General features: G+C 67.5%; 16 protein-coding genes and 1 riboswitch. Of the genes, 10 read left to right on the top strand and 6 right to left on the bottom strand.

The annotated features are described in order from the left end of the window. The first annotated feature begins 26 nt into the window (after window positions 1-26). Complete coding sequence (locus EGM71_RS00775; protein WP_188487098.1) at window positions 27-506, top strand: tRNA (cytidine(34)-2'-O)-methyltransferase; 480 nt, start codon at window positions 27-29, stop codon at window positions 504-506. A gap of 183 nt (window positions 507-689) precedes the next feature. On the opposite strand, the gene EGM71_RS00770 is transcribed toward EGM71_RS00775, so the two are convergent. Continuing rightward, a complete protein-coding gene (locus EGM71_RS00770) occupies window positions 690-1853 on the bottom strand; it encodes an acyl-CoA dehydrogenase family protein (protein ID WP_188487096.1) in 1164 nt (387 codons plus the stop codon). A gap of 315 nt (window positions 1854-2168) precedes the next feature. On the opposite strand from EGM71_RS00770, the gene EGM71_RS00765 reads away from it, so the two are divergent. Further along, entirely contained in the window at window positions 2169-3845 is a 1677-nt protein-coding gene (locus EGM71_RS00765) for an electron transfer flavoprotein-ubiquinone oxidoreductase (RefSeq protein WP_188487094.1), read from the top strand. A 65-nt stretch (window positions 3846-3910) separates the two neighbouring features. Then, window positions 3911-4312 (top strand): c-type cytochrome, encoded by a 402-nt coding sequence (locus tag EGM71_RS00760; protein ID WP_188487092.1) that lies wholly within the window; start codon window positions 3911-3913, stop codon window positions 4310-4312. Here EGM71_RS00760 and EGM71_RS00755 read toward each other — a convergent pair. Further along, the gene (locus EGM71_RS00755; RefSeq protein WP_188487090.1) at window positions 4306-7905 is read right to left on the bottom strand and encodes an ATP-binding protein; all 3600 of its coding nucleotides are present in this window, start codon (window positions 7903-7905) and stop codon (window positions 4306-4308) included. The genes EGM71_RS00760 and EGM71_RS00755 overlap by 7 nt on opposite strands. 75 nt (window positions 7906-7980) lie before the next feature. Between EGM71_RS00755 and EGM71_RS00750 the strand changes: the two genes are divergently transcribed. The 7 genes from EGM71_RS00750 (at window position 7981) to pnuC (ending at window position 16815) form a co-directional block, all read left to right on the top strand. After that, window positions 7981-8619 carry a response regulator transcription factor gene (locus EGM71_RS00750; protein WP_188487088.1) on the top strand — a complete coding sequence of 213 codons (639 nt, stop codon included), beginning with the start codon at window positions 7981-7983 and terminating at the stop codon, window positions 8617-8619. Window positions 8620-8994: 375 nt separating this feature from the next. Further along, the gene (locus tag EGM71_RS00745; protein WP_188487086.1) at window positions 8995-9765 is read left to right on the top strand and encodes a hypothetical protein; all 771 of its coding nucleotides are present in this window, start codon (window positions 8995-8997) and stop codon (window positions 9763-9765) included. 112 nt (window positions 9766-9877) lie between these two features. After that, window positions 9878-11878, top strand: a complete 2001-nt coding sequence (locus EGM71_RS00740) for a peptidoglycan-binding domain-containing protein (RefSeq protein WP_188487084.1) — start codon at window positions 9878-9880, stop codon at window positions 11876-11878. A 248-nt stretch (window positions 11879-12126) separates the two neighbouring features. Next, window positions 12127-12519, top strand: a complete 393-nt coding sequence (locus EGM71_RS00735; protein ID WP_188487082.1) for a glycine zipper 2TM domain-containing protein — start codon at window positions 12127-12129, stop codon at window positions 12517-12519. Window positions 12520-12647: 128 nt separating this feature from the next. Next, window positions 12648-13772: a phosphotransferase enzyme family protein gene (locus tag EGM71_RS00730; RefSeq protein ID WP_188487080.1), complete on the top strand. Its 1125-nt coding sequence runs from the start codon at window positions 12648-12650 to the stop codon at window positions 13770-13772. A gap of 109 nt (window positions 13773-13881) precedes the next feature. Further along, window positions 13882-13977: riboswitch (TPP riboswitch) on the top strand. 70 nt (window positions 13978-14047) lie between these two features. After that, on the top strand, window positions 14048-16237 hold the full coding sequence (locus EGM71_RS00725) for a TonB-dependent receptor (RefSeq protein ID WP_188487078.1): 2190 nt from the start codon (window positions 14048-14050) through the stop codon (window positions 16235-16237). An 8-nt stretch (window positions 16238-16245) separates the two neighbouring features. Then, complete coding sequence (gene pnuC / locus EGM71_RS00720) at window positions 16246-16815, top strand: nicotinamide riboside transporter PnuC (RefSeq protein WP_188487076.1); 570 nt, start codon at window positions 16246-16248, stop codon at window positions 16813-16815. A gap of 104 nt (window positions 16816-16919) precedes the next feature. On the opposite strand, the gene EGM71_RS00715 is transcribed toward pnuC, so the two are convergent. The 4 genes from EGM71_RS00715 to EGM71_RS00700 form a co-directional block, all read right to left on the bottom strand. Next, the gene (locus tag EGM71_RS00715) at window positions 16920-17339 is read right to left on the bottom strand and encodes a hypothetical protein (RefSeq protein ID WP_188487074.1); all 420 of its coding nucleotides are present in this window, start codon (window positions 17337-17339) and stop codon (window positions 16920-16922) included. Window positions 17340-17458: 119 nt separating this feature from the next. Further along, window positions 17459-17764, bottom strand: coding sequence for a hypothetical protein (locus EGM71_RS00710; protein ID WP_188487072.1), 306 nt, complete (start codon window positions 17762-17764; stop codon window positions 17459-17461). Between the two features lie 63 nt (window positions 17765-17827). Further along, a complete protein-coding gene (locus EGM71_RS00705; RefSeq protein WP_188487070.1) occupies window positions 17828-18802 on the bottom strand; it encodes a Dyp-type peroxidase in 975 nt (324 codons plus the stop codon). Between the two features lie 123 nt (window positions 18803-18925). Then, a complete protein-coding gene (locus tag EGM71_RS00700; protein ID WP_188487069.1) occupies window positions 18926-19294 on the bottom strand; it encodes a VOC family protein in 369 nt (122 codons plus the stop codon). Window positions 19295-19356: the final 62 nt, after the last annotated feature.

The following is a 19356-nucleotide window of genomic DNA, read 5'->3' as shown; positions in this document are numbered from 1 at the left end:
GCCGCCGTCGCAGGTACACTGCGCCGATGAATGCCGCGCCCCAGTTCCACGTGATCCTGTTCCAACCGGAAATCCCGCCCAACACGGGCAATGTGATCCGGCTCTGCGCCAACACCGGCGCGCAGCTGCACCTGGTCGAGCCGCTCGGCTTCGCACTGGAAGACAAGCAGCTCAAGCGCGCCGGCCTGGATTACCACGAGTACTCGCGCCTGCAGGTGCACCCCGACCTGGACACCGCGTTGGCGCGGATCGCAGCGAAGCGGTTGTTCGCCCTGAGTACGCGCGCCAGCGTCCGCTATGACAGCGTGGCCTTTGAAGACGGTGATGCGTTCCTGTTCGGCCCGGAAAGCCGCGGCCTGCCGCAGGACGTGCTCGATGCATTGCCCGATGGCCGTCGCCTGCGCCTGCCGATGCGGCCGGACAACCGCAGCCTCAACCTTTCCAACACCGTTGCCGTGGTGATGTACGAAGCGTGGCGGCAGCACGGGTTTGCTGGCGGCGCGTAGCCGCCTCAGGTGGGTGTGAACCGCTCCTGGTGGGTGCGGACCTTGGTCCGCACAAATGCCTGGTCGGGCGCTGAAGGAATGTGCCAACCAAGGTTGGCACCTACCAAAGCACATCCAGGTGGCCGTAGCAGGTGCCATGTGCAGTAGATCCACGCCATGCGTGGATGGCGATCCCCGCACCGCTTAGAACGCGTTGATGCCGGTCAGTTCGCGGCCGATCACCAGCTGGTGCACGGTCTCGGTGCCTTCATAGGTGATCACCGATTCCAGGTTCAGTGCATGCCGGATCGCCACGTGTTCGGTGGTGATGCCGGCGCCGCCCAGCAGATCGCGACACTCGCGGGCGATGTCGATGGCCATGCGGCAGTTGTTCCACTTGGCCAGGCTGACCTGCTGCGGCTGCAACTGGCCGGCTTCCTTCAGGCGGCCCAGCTGCAGTGCCAGCAGCTGCGCGGTGGTGATGCGGCGGGCCATCTCGGCCAGCTTGATCTGCGCGCTCTGCGTGGCCGCCAGCGGGCGACCGAACAGCACGCGCTCCTTGGCATAACCCAGTGCTTCATCCAGGCAGGCAATCGCCGCACCGATCGGCCCCCAGCTGATGCCATAGCGGGCCTGGGTCAGGCAGCCCAGTGGCCCCTTCAGGCCCTTCACGTTCGGCAGGCGGTGGCTGTCGGGCACACGCACGTCGTCAAAGAACAGCGCTCCGGTCAGCGACGCGCGCAGGCTCATCTTGTGCTTGATTTCCTGCGTGGTGAAGCCGGCCATGCCCTTCTCCAGCACGAAGCCCTGGATGCCGTCCTCGGTCTGCGCCCAGACGATGGCCAGGTCGGCCACCGGGCCGCTGGTGATCCACATCTTGCTGCCGCTGATGCGCCAGTCGCTGCCGTCCCGCACCGCGCGGGTCTTCATGCTGGCCGGATCGGAACCGCCATGCGCCTCGGTCAGGCCGAAACAGCCGATCAGCTCGCCGCGTGCCATCGCCGGCAGCCACTGCTGCCGCTGCTCCTCACTGCCGTAAGCGTAGATCGGGTACATGCACAGCGAGCTCTGCACCGAGACGAAGCTGCGCAGGCCTGAATCGCCGCGCTCCAGCTCCTGGCAGATAAGGCCATAGCTGACCGCACCCAGGTCGCCGCCGCCGTACTCGGCCGGCAGGGTCGCACCGAGCAGGCCCAGAGACGCGATCTCCGGCACCAGTTCGGCGGGGAAACGGGCCTGGTCGAAGGCATCGCCAATGATCGGCAGGACGCGTTCATTGGTGAAGCGGGCGACGCTCTCCTGCACCGCGCGCTCTTCCTCGTTGAGCAGGGAACCGACATCGAACAGATCGTACGGATGCAAAGCCATGGCACTCACACGCAGTCAGGACCCGGCCATTGTCGGTCATCCGCAAGCATCGCGTCTGGTAGAGGTGGACCTTGGTCCACACGGAAGCGGGTCCGGGCGGTGAAACACTGTGCCAACCCAGGTTGGCACCTACCCGGGCACGAGCATTACGCTGCATTGCAGCAATACGGGCGTGAACATCGCCGATCTAGCTGGATCCGGCGCAGCCCGGTACCCTGACACATTCAAACAACCGTTTCGCCCGTGGCCGCACGCGCGATTCCCAGGCACCGCCGGTGGCCCCGATGCCGGCCCTACCCACGAGTCATGCAATCGATGAGCGCTGAAGCCAACGCCCTGCCCCCGCGTGAAGTAATGGAGTTCGACGTGGTGATCGTCGGCGCCGGCCCCGCCGGCCTGGCCACTGCGATCCGCCTGCGCCAGCGCGCGATCGAGGCCGGCCGTGAACTGTCGGTCTGCGTGCTGGAAAAGGGCTCCGAACCGGGCGCGCACGTGCTGTCCGGCGCGGTGATGGACCCGCGCGCACTGACCGAATTGTTCCCGGACTGGGCCGAGCGCGGCGCGCCGCTGAAGCAGAAGGTCACCCGCGACGAATTCCTGTTCCTCAGCGAGACCGGTTCGCGCAGCACCCCCCACGCGCTGCTGCCGGAGTGCTTCCACAACGAAGGCAACTACATCATCAGCCTGGGCGAAGTGACCCGCTGGCTGGCGCAGCAGGCCGAGGCGCTGGAAGTGGCGATCTTCCCGGGCTTCGCCGCCGCCGAGGTGCTGTACGGCGACAACGGTGAAGTGATCGGCGTGGCCACCGGCGACATGGGCATCGAAAAGGACGGCAGCATCGGCCCGGCCTTCGAGCGCGGCATGGCCTTGCAGGCCAAGTACACGATCTTCGCCGAAGGCGCGCGTGGGCATCTCGGTCGCCAGCTGATCAGCCGTTTCAAGCTGGATGAAGGCAAGGATCCGCAGGCCTACGGCATCGGCATCAAGGAACTGTGGCAGATCGACCCGGCCAAGCATGAGCCGGGCCTGGTGGTGCACGCCGCCGGCTGGCCGCTGGACAGCGACACCTATGGCGGCGCGTTCCTGTACCACGCTGACGGCGGCAAGGTTGCCATCGGCTACGTGGTCGGCCTGGACTACAGGAACCCGTGGCTGAGCCCGTTCGAGGAGTTCCAGCGCTTCAAGACCCATCCGGACATCCGCAAGCACCTGGAAGGCGGCACCCGCATCGGCTACGGCGCGCGTGCGATCACCGCCGGCGGCCTGCTGTCGCTGCCCAAGACCGTGTTCCCCGGTGGCGCGCTGGTCGGCTGCGAGGCCGGCTACCTCAACGCCAGCCGCATCAAGGGCAGCCATGCCGCGATCAAGACCGGCATGCTGTGCGCCGATGCCGCGTTCGATGCACTGGCTGCCGACCGCCAGCACGATGAACTGAGCGCCTACCCGAAGGCCTTCGAAGCCAGCTGGCTGTTCACCGAGCTGCAGCAGGCCAAGAACTTCAAGCAGTGGTTCAAGAAGGGCCAGACCGTGGCCACGCTGATGACCGGCGTGGAGCAGTGGCTGCTGCCGAAGCTGGGCGTGCGCAACCCACCGTGGAACCTGCACCGCACGCTGCCGGACCATGCCTGCCTGGAACCGGCGGCCAAGCACACCCGCATCACCTACCCGAAGCCGGATGGTGTGCTGACCTTCGACCGTCTCAGCTCGGTGTTCCTCAGCAGCACCAACCACGACGAGAACCAGCCCAGCCACCTGACGCTGAAGGACCCGAGCATTCCGGTGAAGGTGAACCTGGCCGAGTACGCCGGTCCTGAAGCACGCTACTGCCCGGCCGGCGTCTACGAATTCGTCGGCGAAGCCGACAACGCGCGCCTGCAGATCAACGCGCAGAACTGCGTGCACTGCAAGACCTGCGACATCAAGGACCCGACCCAGAACATCGTCTGGGTGACCCCGCAGGGCGGCGGCGGCCCGAACTACTCGGGCATGTGATCGCCCCGGGCTGCGACCGCGTGTCGCAGCCCGGCTGCTCTGCCGCACCGCTATCCTGCCCGCCCATGCGTGCCTCCCGCCTGCTCACCGCCGTTGCCGTGGCCCTGCTTGCCACGGCCTGCCAGCGCCCGCCTGCGGTGCCGGCCACGCCCGAACAGGCGCAGCAGCAGGCCATGCAGCGCGCGTTCGAGCTGTGCGCCGGCTGCCACACCGTGCAGCCCGGCGGCATCCACCGCTTCGGGCCGAACCTGCACGGCGTGATCGGCCGTCGCGCCGGCAGCCTGCCCGACTACGGCTATTCCGACGGCATGCGCCGCGCCGACATCACCTGGACCGCGCAGACCCTGGATGCGTTCCTGCAGTCGCCCACCCATGTGGTGCCCGGCACGCGCATGTACAACGCCTTCCCCAGCGCCGAACGCCGCGCCCTGGTGATCGCCTACCTGCAGCAGCAGTCGGCTCAGTGAGCCAGGCGCTGCAGCTGGTGCTGCAGCCGTGCCACGAACGCCGTTACCGCCGCGAACAGCGGCGCCGGGTCGGTCTCGGCCGCATCCTGCAGCCGCTCGACCAGCGCATTGGCCTGCCCAGCCAGTGCCCGTGCCCCGATGGCCCCCAGGCCGCCCGCCTGGCGATGCAGGTGCAGCGCCGCGGTCTCGCGGTCACCAGCCTGCACGGCGCGCTGCACGGCCGCCAGATCGCCTTCGCTGGCCTGCAGCAGGCTGTCACGCAGCTGCTCGGCTACTGCGCGTGAACCATAGCGCTGCTGCAGGGTGGCCAGATCAGGCAGCACTTCACCGTCGTCGGCGACGGCCTCCTGCACCGGCACCTCGAACGACTGGCCCTGTGCCTGCGGCAGCCAGCGCAGCAACGCGGTGCGCAGCGTGGCCAGCGACAGCGGCTTGGCCAGCACCTCGTCCATGCCGGCCTCGCGGCAGCGGCGCGCATCGTCGTCCAGCACGCTGGCGGTCAGCGCCAGCACCGTCAGCCGCGGCTGGCCGCTACGGCCCTCGCGCTCGCGCAGCAGGCGGGTGAAGCCGAACCCGTCGAGCACCGGCATGCGGCAATCGGTAATGACCAGATCGAAGGACTCCGTCGACAAGCGGTCCAGCGCCTGCTGGCCATCGCCCAGCAGTACATGGGGCACGCCCAGCTGCTGCAGCCGCCACGCCATCATCGCCTGGTTGGTCGGGTGATCCTCGATCACCAGCACCCGCGCCTGGCGCAACGCAGCGGGCAGCAGCGCGGTCTGGTCCTGCTCGGCCAGCAGTGCCGCCGCGTCCTCGCTGCCAGCCTCCACCAGCGATACCCGCACTTCGGCACGGGTTCCTTCGCCCAGCGTGCTGTGCAGGGTCAGTTCGCCCTGCATCATCTGCACCAGGCGCTGGCAGATGCTCAGGCCCAGGCCGGTGCCACCGTGGTCGCGCTGGATATAGGCGCCAGCCTGGGTGAACGGCGCGAACAGGTGCTGCAGTTGTTCCGGCGCGATGCCCATGCCGGTGTCGGTTACGCTCAGGCACAGCGGTTGCACACCGTCTTCGCTGGTCGGGCCCAGCACCTCCAGCTGCAGGCGTACTTCGCCCTGCGTGGTGAACTTGATGGCATTGCTGAGCAGGTTGAACACGATCTGGCGCAGTCGCACGCCATCCACTTCGTGGGCAGGCGCCAGCTGTGGGTCGATCTGCACGTGCAGCGCCAGGCCACGCGCGCTGGCCTGTGCGGACAACAGGCGGCACACGCTTTCCAGCAGGGGCCGGAGCGGCTGCGGCACCGGCTCCAGGCGCATTGCACCCGCTTCCAGCCGCGAGTAGTCGAGGATGTCGTCGAGGATCTGCCGCAGCATCTGCGCCGAATCCTCGATCACGCCGAGGATGCGCTGCTGTTCGCTGTCCAGTGGGGAATGCGCCAGCACTTCCAGCATGCCCAGTACGCCGCTCATCGGCGTGCGGATCTCATGGCTCATCGTGGCCAGGAAGCGTGATTTGGCCTCGGCGGCCTGCTCCGCCTCCGCCTTCGCCGCCGTCAGTGCATCGGCCTGCATCCGCGCTTCGCTCACGTCCACCCAGTAGCCACTCCAGATCACCGCGCCTTCTTCGGCGCCGTAGGGGTGAGCCTGGCTGCGCACCCAGCGCACGCCTTCCTCATCGCTACGCAGGCGGAACTCCAGGATCAACGGCGCGAACTGGCGCGCGGCCTGCTCGATGGAGAGCAGGATGTGCGCGCGGTCCTCTTCTTCGATGCGTTCCAGCAACACCCTCGCGTCCTGTTCGGCCTGCTGCCGGGTAATACCGAACAAGGCAGGCAGGTCGCCGGCAATGAACGGGAAGCTGAGCGTGCCATCCGCATCGCGACGTGCCTGGTACACCACCGCAGGCAGGTTGTCGGTCACCTCGGCCAGGCGCTGTTCCAGATGGCGGCGTCCGGCCACCTCACGGCGCAGCCGCCAATGGCCGACACCATGCACCAGCATCGCGGTCAGCAGCACCAGCAGCACCGGTATGCCCCACCGCAGCACGTTGTTCCAATTGACGCCGTTGCGGTACTCCACGGCCAGCCAGGCGCTGCGCAGCGCTTCGCGCTTGCGTGGGGTCATCTGCAACAACAGACGGTCGAAGGTAGTGGCCAACGCTGCATGTCGTCGATCCACCGCCAATGCCAGCTGGTCGTTGAAGCCGGCCGGAGCCGCCACCTGCAGCCGCGCCGGGAAACGGCTGCGCAGCAGGTGATCGACCAGTGCAAGATTGCCGACATAGGCATCGGCTTCGCCATCGATCAGTCGTTGCAACGCCTGCTCGCCGCTGCGCGCGGCGATGATCCGGGCCTGCGGTGCCTGCTGCAGCACGTAGCGGCGCAGGCGCTCCGGATCGGAAAGCAGCACCCGCTTGCCCTGCAGGTCGGCCAGTCCCAGCAGCGCCGCACCGTCGTTCCGGGTCACGATCACGTTCGGCACGCTGATGAAGGGCTGGCTGAACACCCAGTCCGGGCCCAGGTAGCGCGAATCGGCGGGCATGCCCATCACGGCCTGCAGTTCACCGCGGCGGGCCTTCTCACGCACGTCGTACCAGTCGTGGCTGTTCTCGATCTGCAGGTTGGCGCCCGCCTGCATCAAGCGCTGCAGGTACTCGCTGGCCAGGCCACTGGGCCGGCCATCCTCGCCGGTGAACGACAGCGGCGCGGCATTCGGGGCGAACCCGATCTTCAGCGGCTGCTCCAGCACACGCTTCTCGGCCTGGCTCAACGCCAGCTGCGCCGACGCCGACCAATGCGGAGGGGGCAGCCAGCGCTGCGCCAGCGCATCCCGCTGGGCCTGGCTGGTGGCGGCCAGCGCCAGGTCCAGGGCTTCAGCCAGGGGTTGCTTGCCGTTGGGAATGCCGAAGTGCAGCCGTTCGGGTGGCAGGTCGCTCGGGCGCAGCAGTGCCACGCCCTGCAGGCGTCGGCTGGCGATCAGCTCGGTGGCGACGAAGGCATTGCCGATGTAGACATCGGCCTTGTCGTCTCTGACCATCTGCAACGCCGTCAACGTGTCGTTTGCGACAAGCTGGCGGGCACGCGGAAAACGCGCACGTACCTGCGGACCGGTCAGGAAATCCTGCTCGATTACCACCCGCAGGCCATCCAGGTCGGGTATCTCGGACGCACGAAGGTCGGCCGGTCGCCCCACCAGCGCCAGCGGCGCTTCGGAATACGCAGCGGTATAGACCATGCAGCGGGTGCGGTCGGCACTGAGACCGACATTCATCACCACGTCGATCTCGCCACGACATGTCGCATCCAGCACGGATGTCCAGTCGGGATAGCGGCGCATCTCGACCTTCACGCCGAGCTGGCGTGCAAGATGCGACAGGTAGTCCGGCCCCAGGCCGACCTGTTCGCCATCACGGAGGGACTCGAAGGGCGGCCAGCCACTGTCATACTGCCCGACGACGATGGTCGGATGCGCCACCAGGTATTCGCGCTGCAACGGGCTGAGCGGCAGCAGGCCAGGAGCCGGCTGTGCCTGGGCCACAGGCAGGGCCAGCACCGCCAGCAGCAGGAGCAGCCCGCGAACAGCCCACCTACGCATCTGCGTCGATCTCCTAGAATCCTGCCAGGGACCGCGATGGTCGCGGTCCGGCGTGCCCGATGGCCATACTAGAGCATGAGCTTGCGCATCATCATCGCAGACGATCACCCCGTGGTCCGTATCGGCACCCGCGCCGTCATCGAGTCGAGCGGCGTGGGCCGCGTGGTCGGCGAGGCCGACAGCGCGCAGGCGCTGATGACCCTGCTCGCCGCCCAGCCCTGCGACCTGCTGGTCACCGATTACTCCATGCCGGGCAGCCCACAGGCCGATGGCTTCGCCATGATCGGGATGATCCGCCGCCGCCATCCGGACCTGCCGGTGCTGATGCTCAGCGTCTCCAGCAACCTGGCGATCCTGCGCATGGTGCTCGACAGTGGCGTGCTCGGCCTGGTCGACAAGAGTTCGTCGATGGACGAGCTGCCGCAGGCCATCCAGTCGGTCTACCGCGGTCAGCCCTACATCAGCCGCAGCCTGCGCGAGCGGGTGGAAGCGGCCGGCAGCTGGCGCATGCGCGAGGGCGATGGCAAGCCGCTGTCGCCGCGCGAAGTGGAAGTGCTGCGGCTGCTCGGCACCGGCATGACGGTGAAGGAGATTTCGCTGCAGCTGCACAAGAGCGTCAGCACCATCAGCCGGCAGAAGGGTGACGCCATGCTCAAGCTGGGCCTGAAGGGTGATGCCGAATTGTTCGACTATCTGCGTGACGGCAAGATCTGAGACGCAACTCACATAACTGCGCCGTCCGCCATCGCCCTCTTTGATGGCCCGCGGATCTGTGCCAAGATGGTCGCGCATGAGTTCTCAATGCGAGGTCGAAGGAATCGACCGGCTCATGTCCTCGCTCCCGTCCCTGGTGGATGGGGTGCGGCTTCCTGCCGGCCGTCTGGCCCGGCAACGCTGACCATGGAGAGGCGCATGCAGTCCCCCCCCGAGCTACGTTGGACCCTGCCGTTGCGGCCCCTGCGCGCATTCGCGGCATGCCTGCTCGTCTCTCTTTCCGCTGCCGCCTGCAGCGCCGCCGATCCGGCCCCCTCGTCCTCCCAGCCTGCGCCTGCGCAGGCTGCCAACGCGCCCCGACAGGATGTTGCCCCGATGCAGAACCCCTCTCCCGATGCCGCCGTCACCCCGCCCGACGCGCCGACCGTGATGTATTTCATCTACCAGGTCGATGGCGACGGTGCGACGTCCTATGAGGTCCAGAACGGCAGCGTAGCGACCTTCTGGTTCGGCCACACCTTCACCCTGGACGGCACCACCTACTACACCGGTTTTTCCTGGGATACCCGCGAGCATTACGGCAAGCCGGGCGAACAGCAGCCGGCCGGCCCCGACGACCGCGCCAATCTCGCCGAGGCCACCTTCGTGCTGGCCGGCGGCGACGCGAAGAAGCCGTGGAAGTTCCGTGGCCAGGAATGGACCATCGGTGCGCTCGGCGCCTACGACAAGGCCGACGACATCGATACCCGGCGCAAGCCGATCGAACACCGCACCACCGACGGCCGCCTGCTGCTGGCGGTGCCGACCAGCAGCTTCGACCGCGGCATCAACAGCAGCGGTTACGCCCTGCTGCTGTTCAACCCCAAGCGCAGCGAGGACGACCTGGACAGCAAGGTCTGGCGCTACGTCGGCTCGGTGCGCACCGGCGAAGACAACAGCGCGGCCTGCGACGACGACAACGTGATGCCGTGCACTGACAGCGATGGCGAACTGGCCTTCGTGGCCGACGGCAATGGGCTGCCGCAGCTGACCGTGTCCTTCAAGGGCACCACCATCGAAGGTCCGGGCAAGACCCGTGCGCTCGGCGTCGGCGACGCGGTCCACTACCGCTTCGACAGCAAGGCCCAGCAGTACATCGCGCCCTGATTTCCATCCGCCGCAGGCGGGTTACCAGTTGACCGACATGTTCTTGACTCACGGATGAGTCCGGTTGGCGATTCGCGGCATCGGCCGCTCCATCAACCCCGAGGAAAACGTCATGGCACAGCATGACTACAGCAAAAAGGAAGTCCTGGACATCGTCGAGCAGGTCGCCCGGCAGAAGGGCATTCCGGTCGATGACTTCATGCGTTTCGCGCACATCGAGACCGGCGGCACCTTCAACGAGCGCGCCCACAACACCTCGACCGGGGCCAAGGGCCTGTTCCAGTTCGTGCCCGGCTCGGCCCGCCAGTACCACCTGACCGGCCACGAGTTCGACCCGACCCGAAACACCGAAGCCGCCGCGCAGATGTACCAGGACAACCTGGCATCGATGGCGCGCCGCAATGAGCGCACCGGCCACCCGTACCTGTCCGGCGGCGACACGCCGACCGGCCTGGACCTGTACCTGGCCCACCAGCAGGGCAGCGCCGGCTATGGCTCGGTGCAGACCGCGATCGCTACCGGCACCTTCGGCGTGGTCCGCAACGGCCATGGCGAAGAGATCAACATGCGCCGCAACGTGCTCAACCAGATCGGCTCCGATGCCAAGGCCCTGACCGGCCACACCCTGGCCGAGATGCGTGGCATGAACGACGGCGACCTGGCGCGGACCTTCTCCAGCTACTACATCCACAAGTACGCGGCGATCAGCATCCCGGAAAAGCACATCGAACCGCAGGCGGTGGCACCGGCACCGGCACCGGGCCAGGCCCAGGCTACGGCCACCCCAGCGCAGACTGCTGCAGTGGGCGCCGCCGCCGCTACGCTGGCCGCAACCGCAACGGCTGCCGCCACGCCGAAGCCGGGCATCGAACTGCACGCCGCCTACGACGCCGGCGTGAAGTACGACGATGTGAAGTACGCCATCAACATCCCGGGCCACGCGCTGTACGTGCCGGGCAAGACCGGCAAGAACGTGGACCAGGGCTACATCGATTGCTCCGGCTGGGTCGGCACCCTGCAGAACCGGACCATGGACGAGATCAACCAGAAGGCCGGGCACGCTGTCTTCAGCAAGGCCGACCGCATCGACCTGGGCAACCTCGGTTCCGGCGGCATCGTGCACAAGGCCGTCGAACAGTCCGGTGTACTGCTCGAGCGCGACGCCATCCTCAAGCCCGGTGCGCTGAAGGAGGGCATGGTCATCGGCCTGGATACGGCCAGGACCCGCCACGAGCACTGGAATGGCATCGACCACATCGTGATGGTGGTGCGCGACCCGAACACCGACAAACTGCTGATCAGCCAGTCCACCGGCAGCAAGGGCGTGCACACCATGCCGGTGGAGGACTACCTCAAGCAGGTGAAGGACCACCCGAACTGGAAGCTGTTCGCGTCGGACCCGTTGTCCAAGGCCCGCGACCTGCTGGAAAACCGCACCCAATCGCACGAGCAGACCCAGGGCAAGCCTGCCGCCGAGCACAAGGCCGCCGCCACCCCGCACGCCGAGCTGTACAAGCCGGGCGCGCACAGCGAGGGCGTGCGCAAGGTGCAGGAGCAGCTGGGCCACCTCGGCTATACCGGGGCCGACGGCAAGCCGCTGGTCGAGGACGGCCGCTTCGGCCGCAATACCGAAGCGGCGGTGCGCCAGCTGCAGAAGGACAACGGGCTGGTCGCCGACGGCATCGTTGGTGCGAAGACGCTGGACGCGATCAAGGAGGCCCGCGAGCGCCCGCTGCTGAACGACGAGCGGCACCCGCGCAATCCGATGTACTTGCAGGCCACCGAAGGCCTGGAGCGGATGCCGGCGGGCACCTTCAAGGACCGCCACGCGCTGGAAAGCGCCGCAGCGGCGCTGACCAGGGAGGCGCATGCCGCCGGCCTGCAGCGCATCGACTCGGTGGTGCCCAGCCCGAACGGTGAGCGTCTGTTCGCCGTGCAGGGCACGATCGGTGACCCGGCGGCCAGCCGTGTCGCGGTGGAGACGCGGGCCGCCAGCGAGCAGAGCCTGGCGCTCAGCAGCGGCGCAGTGCAGGGCACGCCGAACGTGCTGCACCAGCAGCAGGACGCGCAGCAGGAGCAGACCCGCCAGGCGCAGAAGGCCATGGGCGTCTGAGCCCGCAGCGCCTTGCAGACCGGGGAGGGGCCGCGCCATGTGCGGCCCTTTCCCTTTCTGCCAGCTGAGCGGCCGCGGCCGCTTTCAGCCTTGCTTCATGCCGCCTGCCGCTAGATGAATGCGCAAGCCGCCCGGTAGGCCAGGCAATGTTCCGGCAATGTTGGAACGCCAGCGTGGTCTCCACGGCAGCCGGGGCGCCCCGCGCCCTCCCTGCCCAGCGTGGCATGCACCTCACAGGAGAACCGAACATGCTCAGTACTTCCACACTCAGCTTCCGTGGTCTGGCGATGGCCCTGGCACTGGTTGCCGGTGTCGCCGTGGTCAGCGATGCCAGCGCGATGTCGAGGAAGGACAAGCGCACCCTGGTCGGCGCCGTGGTCGGTGGCGTGGCCGGCAATCTGCTCTCCAACGGCGACCCTGCGGCCACCGTCGGCGGTGCCGTGGCCGGCGGCGCGATCGGCAACCTGACCACCTCCGACCGCCGCGACCGTCGCTATTACGACAATCGCTACTACGACAACCGCTACGACCGTCGCTACGATCGCGGCTACTACGACCGTGGCGACGACCGCCGCTGGCAGCGCGAGCGCTACTACGACAACCGCTACTACAACGACCGCGGTCGCCATCGCGGCTGGTAAGCGGCACGGCGGTATTACCCATGCCGATGCGGAGACGGGCGGGTCGATGACCCGCCCGTTTGCGTTGGCCGCGCGCATGGCGTTGAATGCGCAGCCTTGGATGTGACTTTCCCCTCTCGGGCTGCGGCATGACGTCTTCCTCCCACCGCGTACAGGGCCTCAACAACGACGAGGTCGCTGCTGACTGGCCACCGATCAGCGCGGCGGACATCGCGTGGCTGCGCCAGCGCTACCCGCAGCTGGACAGCGGCAGCCAACCGCGCTGGCACAGCCCGCGGCCGCTGTCTGCCGCCGCCATCGTCGACGGCACGCGCGGCGCGGTGTTCATCAAGCGCCATCACCACAGCGTGCGCAGCGCGGCCTGCCTGGAAGAAGAACACCACTTCATCGCCCATCTCGCCGCTGCCGGCGTGCCGGTGGTGCAGGTGCTGCCGGCCGCCGATGGCCACACTGCGGTCGAACACGGGGAATGGACGTTTGAACTGCACGACGTCGGCGTGGGCGAGGACCTGTACCGCGACGCGGTGTCGTGGTCGCTGCTGACCGATGTCGCGCAGGCCCGCGAAGCCGGGCGCGCACTCGCACAACTTCACCGTGCCGCCGCCAGCTACCACGCGCCACAGCGCAGCACCCACCTGCTGGTCGCGCGCGACGATCTGATCCGCGCCGATGATCCGATCGCGGCCATCAAAGCAGAGCTGCACGAGCGCCCCGGGCTGGCACGCTATCTCGCGCGCATTCCATGGGAAGCGCAGCTGCAGCGCGACGTGCTGCCATGGCATGCCGGGCTGGCCGAGCGCCTGCACGCCGAGCCCCGGCTGTGGGCGCACAACGACTGGCATGTCTCCAACCTGCTGTGGCGCGACGGGCAGGTCAGCACCGTGCTGGATTTCGGCCTGGCCTCGCCCACCAGCGCCCTGTTCGACCTCGCCACCGCGATCGAGCGCAACGCCGTGGCGTGGCTGGAACTGGAACGCGGCATGGAGGCAGTGCGCATCGACGTCGCACTGGCGTTGCTCGACGGCTACCGCGAGGTGCTGCCGCTGTCGGCGGCACGCGTGCACCTGCTGACCGACCTGCTGCCGATGGTGCATTTCGACTTCGCACTGTCCGAAGTGGAGTACTTCGAAGGTGTCACCGGCTCGACCGCAAATGCCGACGTGGCCTGGCAGCCCTTCATGCTGGGGCACCCGGCATGGTTCCGCACCGCGCCAGGGCAGGCGCTGCTGCAGGCCCTGCACGCGGCGGCGTGACCCGCTTGGCGCCCCGTTGGGGTCAGATCCCTTTCCTGCGGAACGGGATCTGACCCCGCAGCCTGAAGGACACCGGCTCGCAAATCCGTACCATTTGTAGTGAAATGGTCACCTGAAGCGGGGGTGCCTGGATCTGCCAGGCTGAGAGAGTCCCTTGGAACCTGATCCGGTTTGCACCGGCGTAGGGAGCTTTGAGCCGCAGCCACACCCCCATCATGGGCCGGTGCACCTGCGCGCCGTCGCTTCGTCTCCCTTGTTGTCCGAAGACGAACCGAATGAACCGCTGCCTGCGCCCCACCCTGCTCTCCCTCGCCCTCTGCGCCGCGCTGCCGCTGCATGCCAGCGAGGCCGAGGCCACCACCGATGCGGCTGCCACAGGCGCCGAACGCTCGCCGACCGAACTGGCGGCGGTGCGCGTGGAGGCCGGCAAACCGAAGGCCGATACCTCGCGCGTGAACGCCTTCGGTGGCGGCAGCTGGAAGGACACGCCGGCGTCGGTGAACGTGCTCGAGCGCGACTACCTCGACCGCCGCCAGGTGCGTTCGCTGTCCGAGCTGGCCAGCAACGATGCCTCGCTGGGGGATGCCTATGCGCCGGTGGGCTACTACCAGAACATCGCCATCCGCGGCTTCGCACTGGACGCCGCCACCGGCTACCGCTTCAACGGCCTGTCCATCGCCGGCGAACAGCGCCTGGCGTTGGAGAACGTGCAGTCGGTGGAGATCCTCAAGGGTGAAGCCGGCCTGGCCGCAGGCGTGATGGCACCCGGCGGGATCATCAACTACATCGGCAAGCGCCCGGCCGAAGTGCGCACCGCCACGCTCGGCACCGATTCGGAAGGCTCGCGCTACGTCGCTGTCGACGTCGGCCACTGGATCACCCCGCGTTTCGGCCTGCGCCTGAATGCCGCATGGGATTCCAGCAATTCCTATGTCGAGCACGCCGATGGCCGCCGCAATTTCTATTCGCTGGCCGCCGACTGGCTGATCGGCGAGCGCGGCAAGCTGGAGGTGGATGCCAACTACCAGACCAGCTCGCAGCGTTCGGTGTCCGGCTACCAGCTGCTGGGCGCACGCGAACTGCCGCGCGGCGTCGACCGCGAACACCTGCTGGGCTACCAGCCGTGGCAGCGCCCGGTGGATATCGCCAGCACCAATATCACCGCCCTGCACACCTACGAATTCAATGACGCCTGGCAGTCGCGTGTCTCGGTCGGCCACAGCCGCTCGGTGATCGATGACAACGTCGCCTTCGCCTATGGCTGCTACTACGCCGCGCAGTGCGCCGATGGCAGCGTACCGGGCAACTACTTCGCGCCCAACGGCGACTACGATGTCTACGACTACCGCAGCCCGGACGATACCCGCCGCAACCAGCAGGCCCGTGCGGAGCTGCGCGGCCACTTCGAGACCGGCAGCGTCGGCCACCAGCTGACCGTTGGTGCCGACTACTTCCGCCGCACCGTGGACAAGCGCCCGAGCGTCAACGAGTACGTCGGCACCACCAACATCCACGACGCACAGGTGCCGGTGTTCGAGCCCTCGCCGAAAATGCCGGGGCCGTCCGCTCGGCGCCTGGACAGCCGCCAGACCGCGTTCTTCGCGTTGGACCGGATGAGCTTCGGCGATGACTGGCAGTGGCTGGCCGGTGGCCGCTTCGTGCGCCTGGACGAGCGCGCCTACGACAAGCGCGGCATCCCGCAGCGGCACAGCCGCCTGTCGCGCTTCCTGCCGCAGACCGCGCTGGTGTGGAAGGCCACCGACCAGCTCAACGCCTATGCCAGCTATGTGCGCGGCATCTCGCTGGGCCAGGAAGCGCCGTTCTGGACCAGCAATGCCGACACCTTCCTGCCGTCGGTGCAGTCGCGCCAGCTGGAAGTGGGCGTGAAGTACGTGCCGGTCGAGGCGCTGAGCCTGGGCGCAGCCGTGTTCCGCATTTCGCAGCCGTACCAGTACGCCAAGCCCGACAGCAGCGACGTCGGCTACACCTTCGTCGAGGAAGGCACACAGACCCACACCGGCCTGGAGCTGACTGCCAACGGGCAGCTGACCGATGCGCTGCAGATCGTGGCCAGCGCCAGCGTGCTGCAGGCGCGCGCGCGCGACACCGGCACACCGGCCTATGAAGGCCATCAGTTGGTGAATGTGCCGAAGGTGCGTGCCAGCGTGCACGTGGCCTACGCGCTGCCGTTCGTGCAGGGCCTGGATGTGACCGGCGGCTGGCGCTATGCCGGTGCCAACGTGGCACGCGCCGACGGTGGCGTACGCGCACCGGACTACTCGGTGTTCGATGCTGGCCTGCGCTTCCAGCATCGCCTGCACGAGCGTGCGGTGACCTGGAACCTGTCGGTGGACAACGTGTTCAACCGCTTCTACTGGCGCGATACCGGCAGCAGCGGCGGTGACTACTACCTGTTCCCCGGCGCACCACGACAGGCCCGCCTGTCGGTGACGTTCGCACTGTGAGCGGCGTGATGCTGGAATGGACCGCCGCGCTGTGCAGCATCCTCGGCGTCTGGCTGATGGCCCGGCGCCGGCTGGCAGCGTGGCCGGTCGGCCTGCTGTCGGTGGCGCTGTACGGGCTGGTGTTCGCCGAGGCCAAGCTGTACTCGGACACGCTGTTGCAGGTGATCTTCGGCGGCTTCCTGGTCTATGGCTGGCTCAACTGGCGGCAGCATGCCGCCGATGAGGGCAGCATCCGCATCGTGCCACTGGCGGGCGGCAAGCTGCTGCGCGACCTGGCCATCGGCGTGTGCGGTGGCGTGGCGCTGGGCGCGGCCATGCACAGCTTCACCGACGCTGCCCTGCCGTGGTTGGATGCGCTGCTGACCGGTCTGAGCCTGGTCGGGCAATGGTGGCAGGCACGCCGCCACGTGGCCTGCTGGTGGGTGTGGATCGCGGTGGACGTGGTCTATGTGGGTGCGTACCTGTTCAAGTCACTGCACGTGACCGCCGCGCTGTACGTGTTCTTCCTCGGCCTGGCCGTGTTCGGCCTGCGCGCATGGAGCGCGGCCGCGCGCGAGCCACAGGTGGCAACGCACTAGAGCCACGCCATGCGTGGCTGGGCCACCGGTAGTCGCCAACCTTGGTTGGCGCGCCTGCCGACCAAGGTCGGCATCTACCCACCACATCCACGCATGGCGTGGATCTACTTCGGCTCCAGCACCAGGCCCAGCCGCATCGGCTGGCGCATGTCGGCCGGCGGTGCCGCCTGCAGCGGCGCGGCCTGCAGCGTCGCGCGCAGGTCGGCGTCGACCCGGGCGTCACCCAGGCTGTCGAATTCCAGTTTCGAGATACGGCCATCCGCCGCGATCCACACGCTCACCGGCAGCGGCGTGGGCGTGTCCGGGTGTGCCTGCAGCCATTCCAGTACACGCTGCGCCTGCGGGTCCTGCTCCTGCTGCAGGCGCTGCTGCAGCTGGCCGCCCACGGCGGCGGCATAGGCCACCCAGTGCGCAGGAGCTTCCTGCGCGGAAACGCTGGCACTCCCCAGTGCCAACGCACCGAACAACGCGGCCAGTGGCCGCCACCAGCGGCGCATGCCGGTCCTGTTCCCTGCCATGACCATCGCCTGCCTCCTGCACTCCCATCCAGCGCGCCATGGTCGGCGCCCTAGATGACAGGCAGATGGCGGCCGGTGATGGCCCGGCGCTTCGAGCTTGCCCGACTGCGAGGAATTGCCTTCGATCAGCCCAGGCAGGCCTTCAGATCATCACGAGTCCAGCCGGTGAGGCCTGCGCCCTTCCAGTAGCGTGCAGACGTACCAGCCGGTACAGAGGCAAGCTCGACAATGGCAATCACCCCATGGTTGACAGGGTTGTCGATGACAATGCGCTGCCCGGATTCGGTGGGCAGCACGCGCACGACCTTGTTGCGCTGTGTCCACGTTTGGGACAGGCACACGGTGACCTGCTGTACCGATTTAGAAGAACCAAATGACTCGGGTACTTGTTCAAGCAGACCAGGTGCTGTCGAGCAGCCGGCGATGCCCATGAACAATGCCGCCAGGAATGGGGCTCTCAAGACAGACATACGTCCTCCAGGTGCATGCGTTGATCACTCGCCCAGGTCGGCCAGCACCTTGCGCGAGGGCGCGAAGAAGGTCACGCCGGTGGTGGCGGTGGAGAAGTCGAGGATGCGGTCGTGCAGCGGCGCGGGATTGCCGATGAACATGCGCTCGAGCATCGTCTCGATCACCCACAGGCGGCGCGTGTAACCAATGAAGTAGGTGCCGTATTCGCCACGGCCCGGGTTGGCGAACGGCATGTTGTCACGCAGGATCTCGTGCTCGCCGTCGGCGTCCTCGATGGTGCACAGCGTCTTGTGCGATTTCTGTGCATCGGCTGGCGCATCGTCCAGCTCGATGTTGTCGTGCTTGGTGCGGCCGATGATCGCTTCCTGCGCCTCGGTCTTCTGTGCGCGCCAGGCATCGAGGTTGTGCAGGTACTTCTGCACCACCACGTAGCTACCGCCGGCATGTGCGGGGTCTTCATCGCCCACGATGGTAGCTTCCGGCAGCGACAGCCCTTCGGGGTTGGCGGTGCCATCGACGAAGTCGAGCAGGTCGCGACCATCGAAGTAGCGGAAGCCGGCCACATCATCGACCGTTTCCACCGCATCGCCGAAGGCCATCAGCAGGTTGCGCTCGAACGCCACGATCAGGTCCATGGTGCGCGCGCGGATGTGGTAAAGCAGGTCGCCCGGCGTGGACACGGCCGTGTGGGTGGCGCCCTTGATCTCGCGGAACGGCGCCAGCTCGCGCGGCGGCGTGGTGCCCACCAGCGGCTGCCACACGCGGTGGCCGATGGCCACGTTGCAGGTGAAGGTGCGCTCGATCTCGCGGATGGCGGTGTTCTTGATCAGGTCATCGGTGCTGGCCAGCACCTCGCGCGCCTTGGCGATCGACGCCTCGTCATCCTTCACCTTCAGCACCAGGAACGCCGCCGAATGGGTGAGCGGTGCAGTGATCTGCTGCGGCTCGTTGTCGAGCGTGTGGTTGAGGGCGGTGATCGGTGCGGGCTGGGAATTCACGGCAGTTCCTGCTGGCTTCAGACGGGTGCATCGCCCGTGGCGATGTGCCGGCGATCATAGCGGAACCGCCTGACCGGGGACGGAGCGGTTCTCGTTCCGTCCACCGACAAAGGTCGGAAGACCTCAATCCACGTCACTCCAGACCGCCAGCTCATAGCCATCCAGATCGCGGAAGTGGAAGCGGCGGCCACCGGGGAAGGCGAACACCGCCTGCACCACTTCGCCACCTGCGGCGACCACGCGTAGCTGCGCACCGGCCAGGTCCGCGCAGTACAGGATCACCAGCGGACCGCCATGCGCACGCACCGGTGCGTCGGCCACGAAGCCACCTTTCAGGCGGCCATCGTCGAACTCGGTGTAGGCCGGGCCATAGTCGGTGAAGTTCCAGCCGAACACCTCGCTGTAGAAACGTTTGCTGCGGGCGATGTCGGCGACGTTGAATTCGATGTTGTCGATGCGGCGTTCGGCATCGTGGGTGGCAGCATGGCTCATGGGGTGGCTCCGTGGTTGGAACCCCAGCTTCGGTCAGCGCGGTGCGGCGGTCTTGAACGGAA

This window comes from Stenotrophomonas maltophilia (genome assembly GCF_006970445.1).
GTDB lineage: Bacteria > Pseudomonadota > Gammaproteobacteria > Xanthomonadales > Xanthomonadaceae > Stenotrophomonas > Stenotrophomonas maltophilia_AU.
Note: the sequence above shows the minus strand (reverse complement) of the source record. Positions and strands in the feature narration are given on the sequence as shown.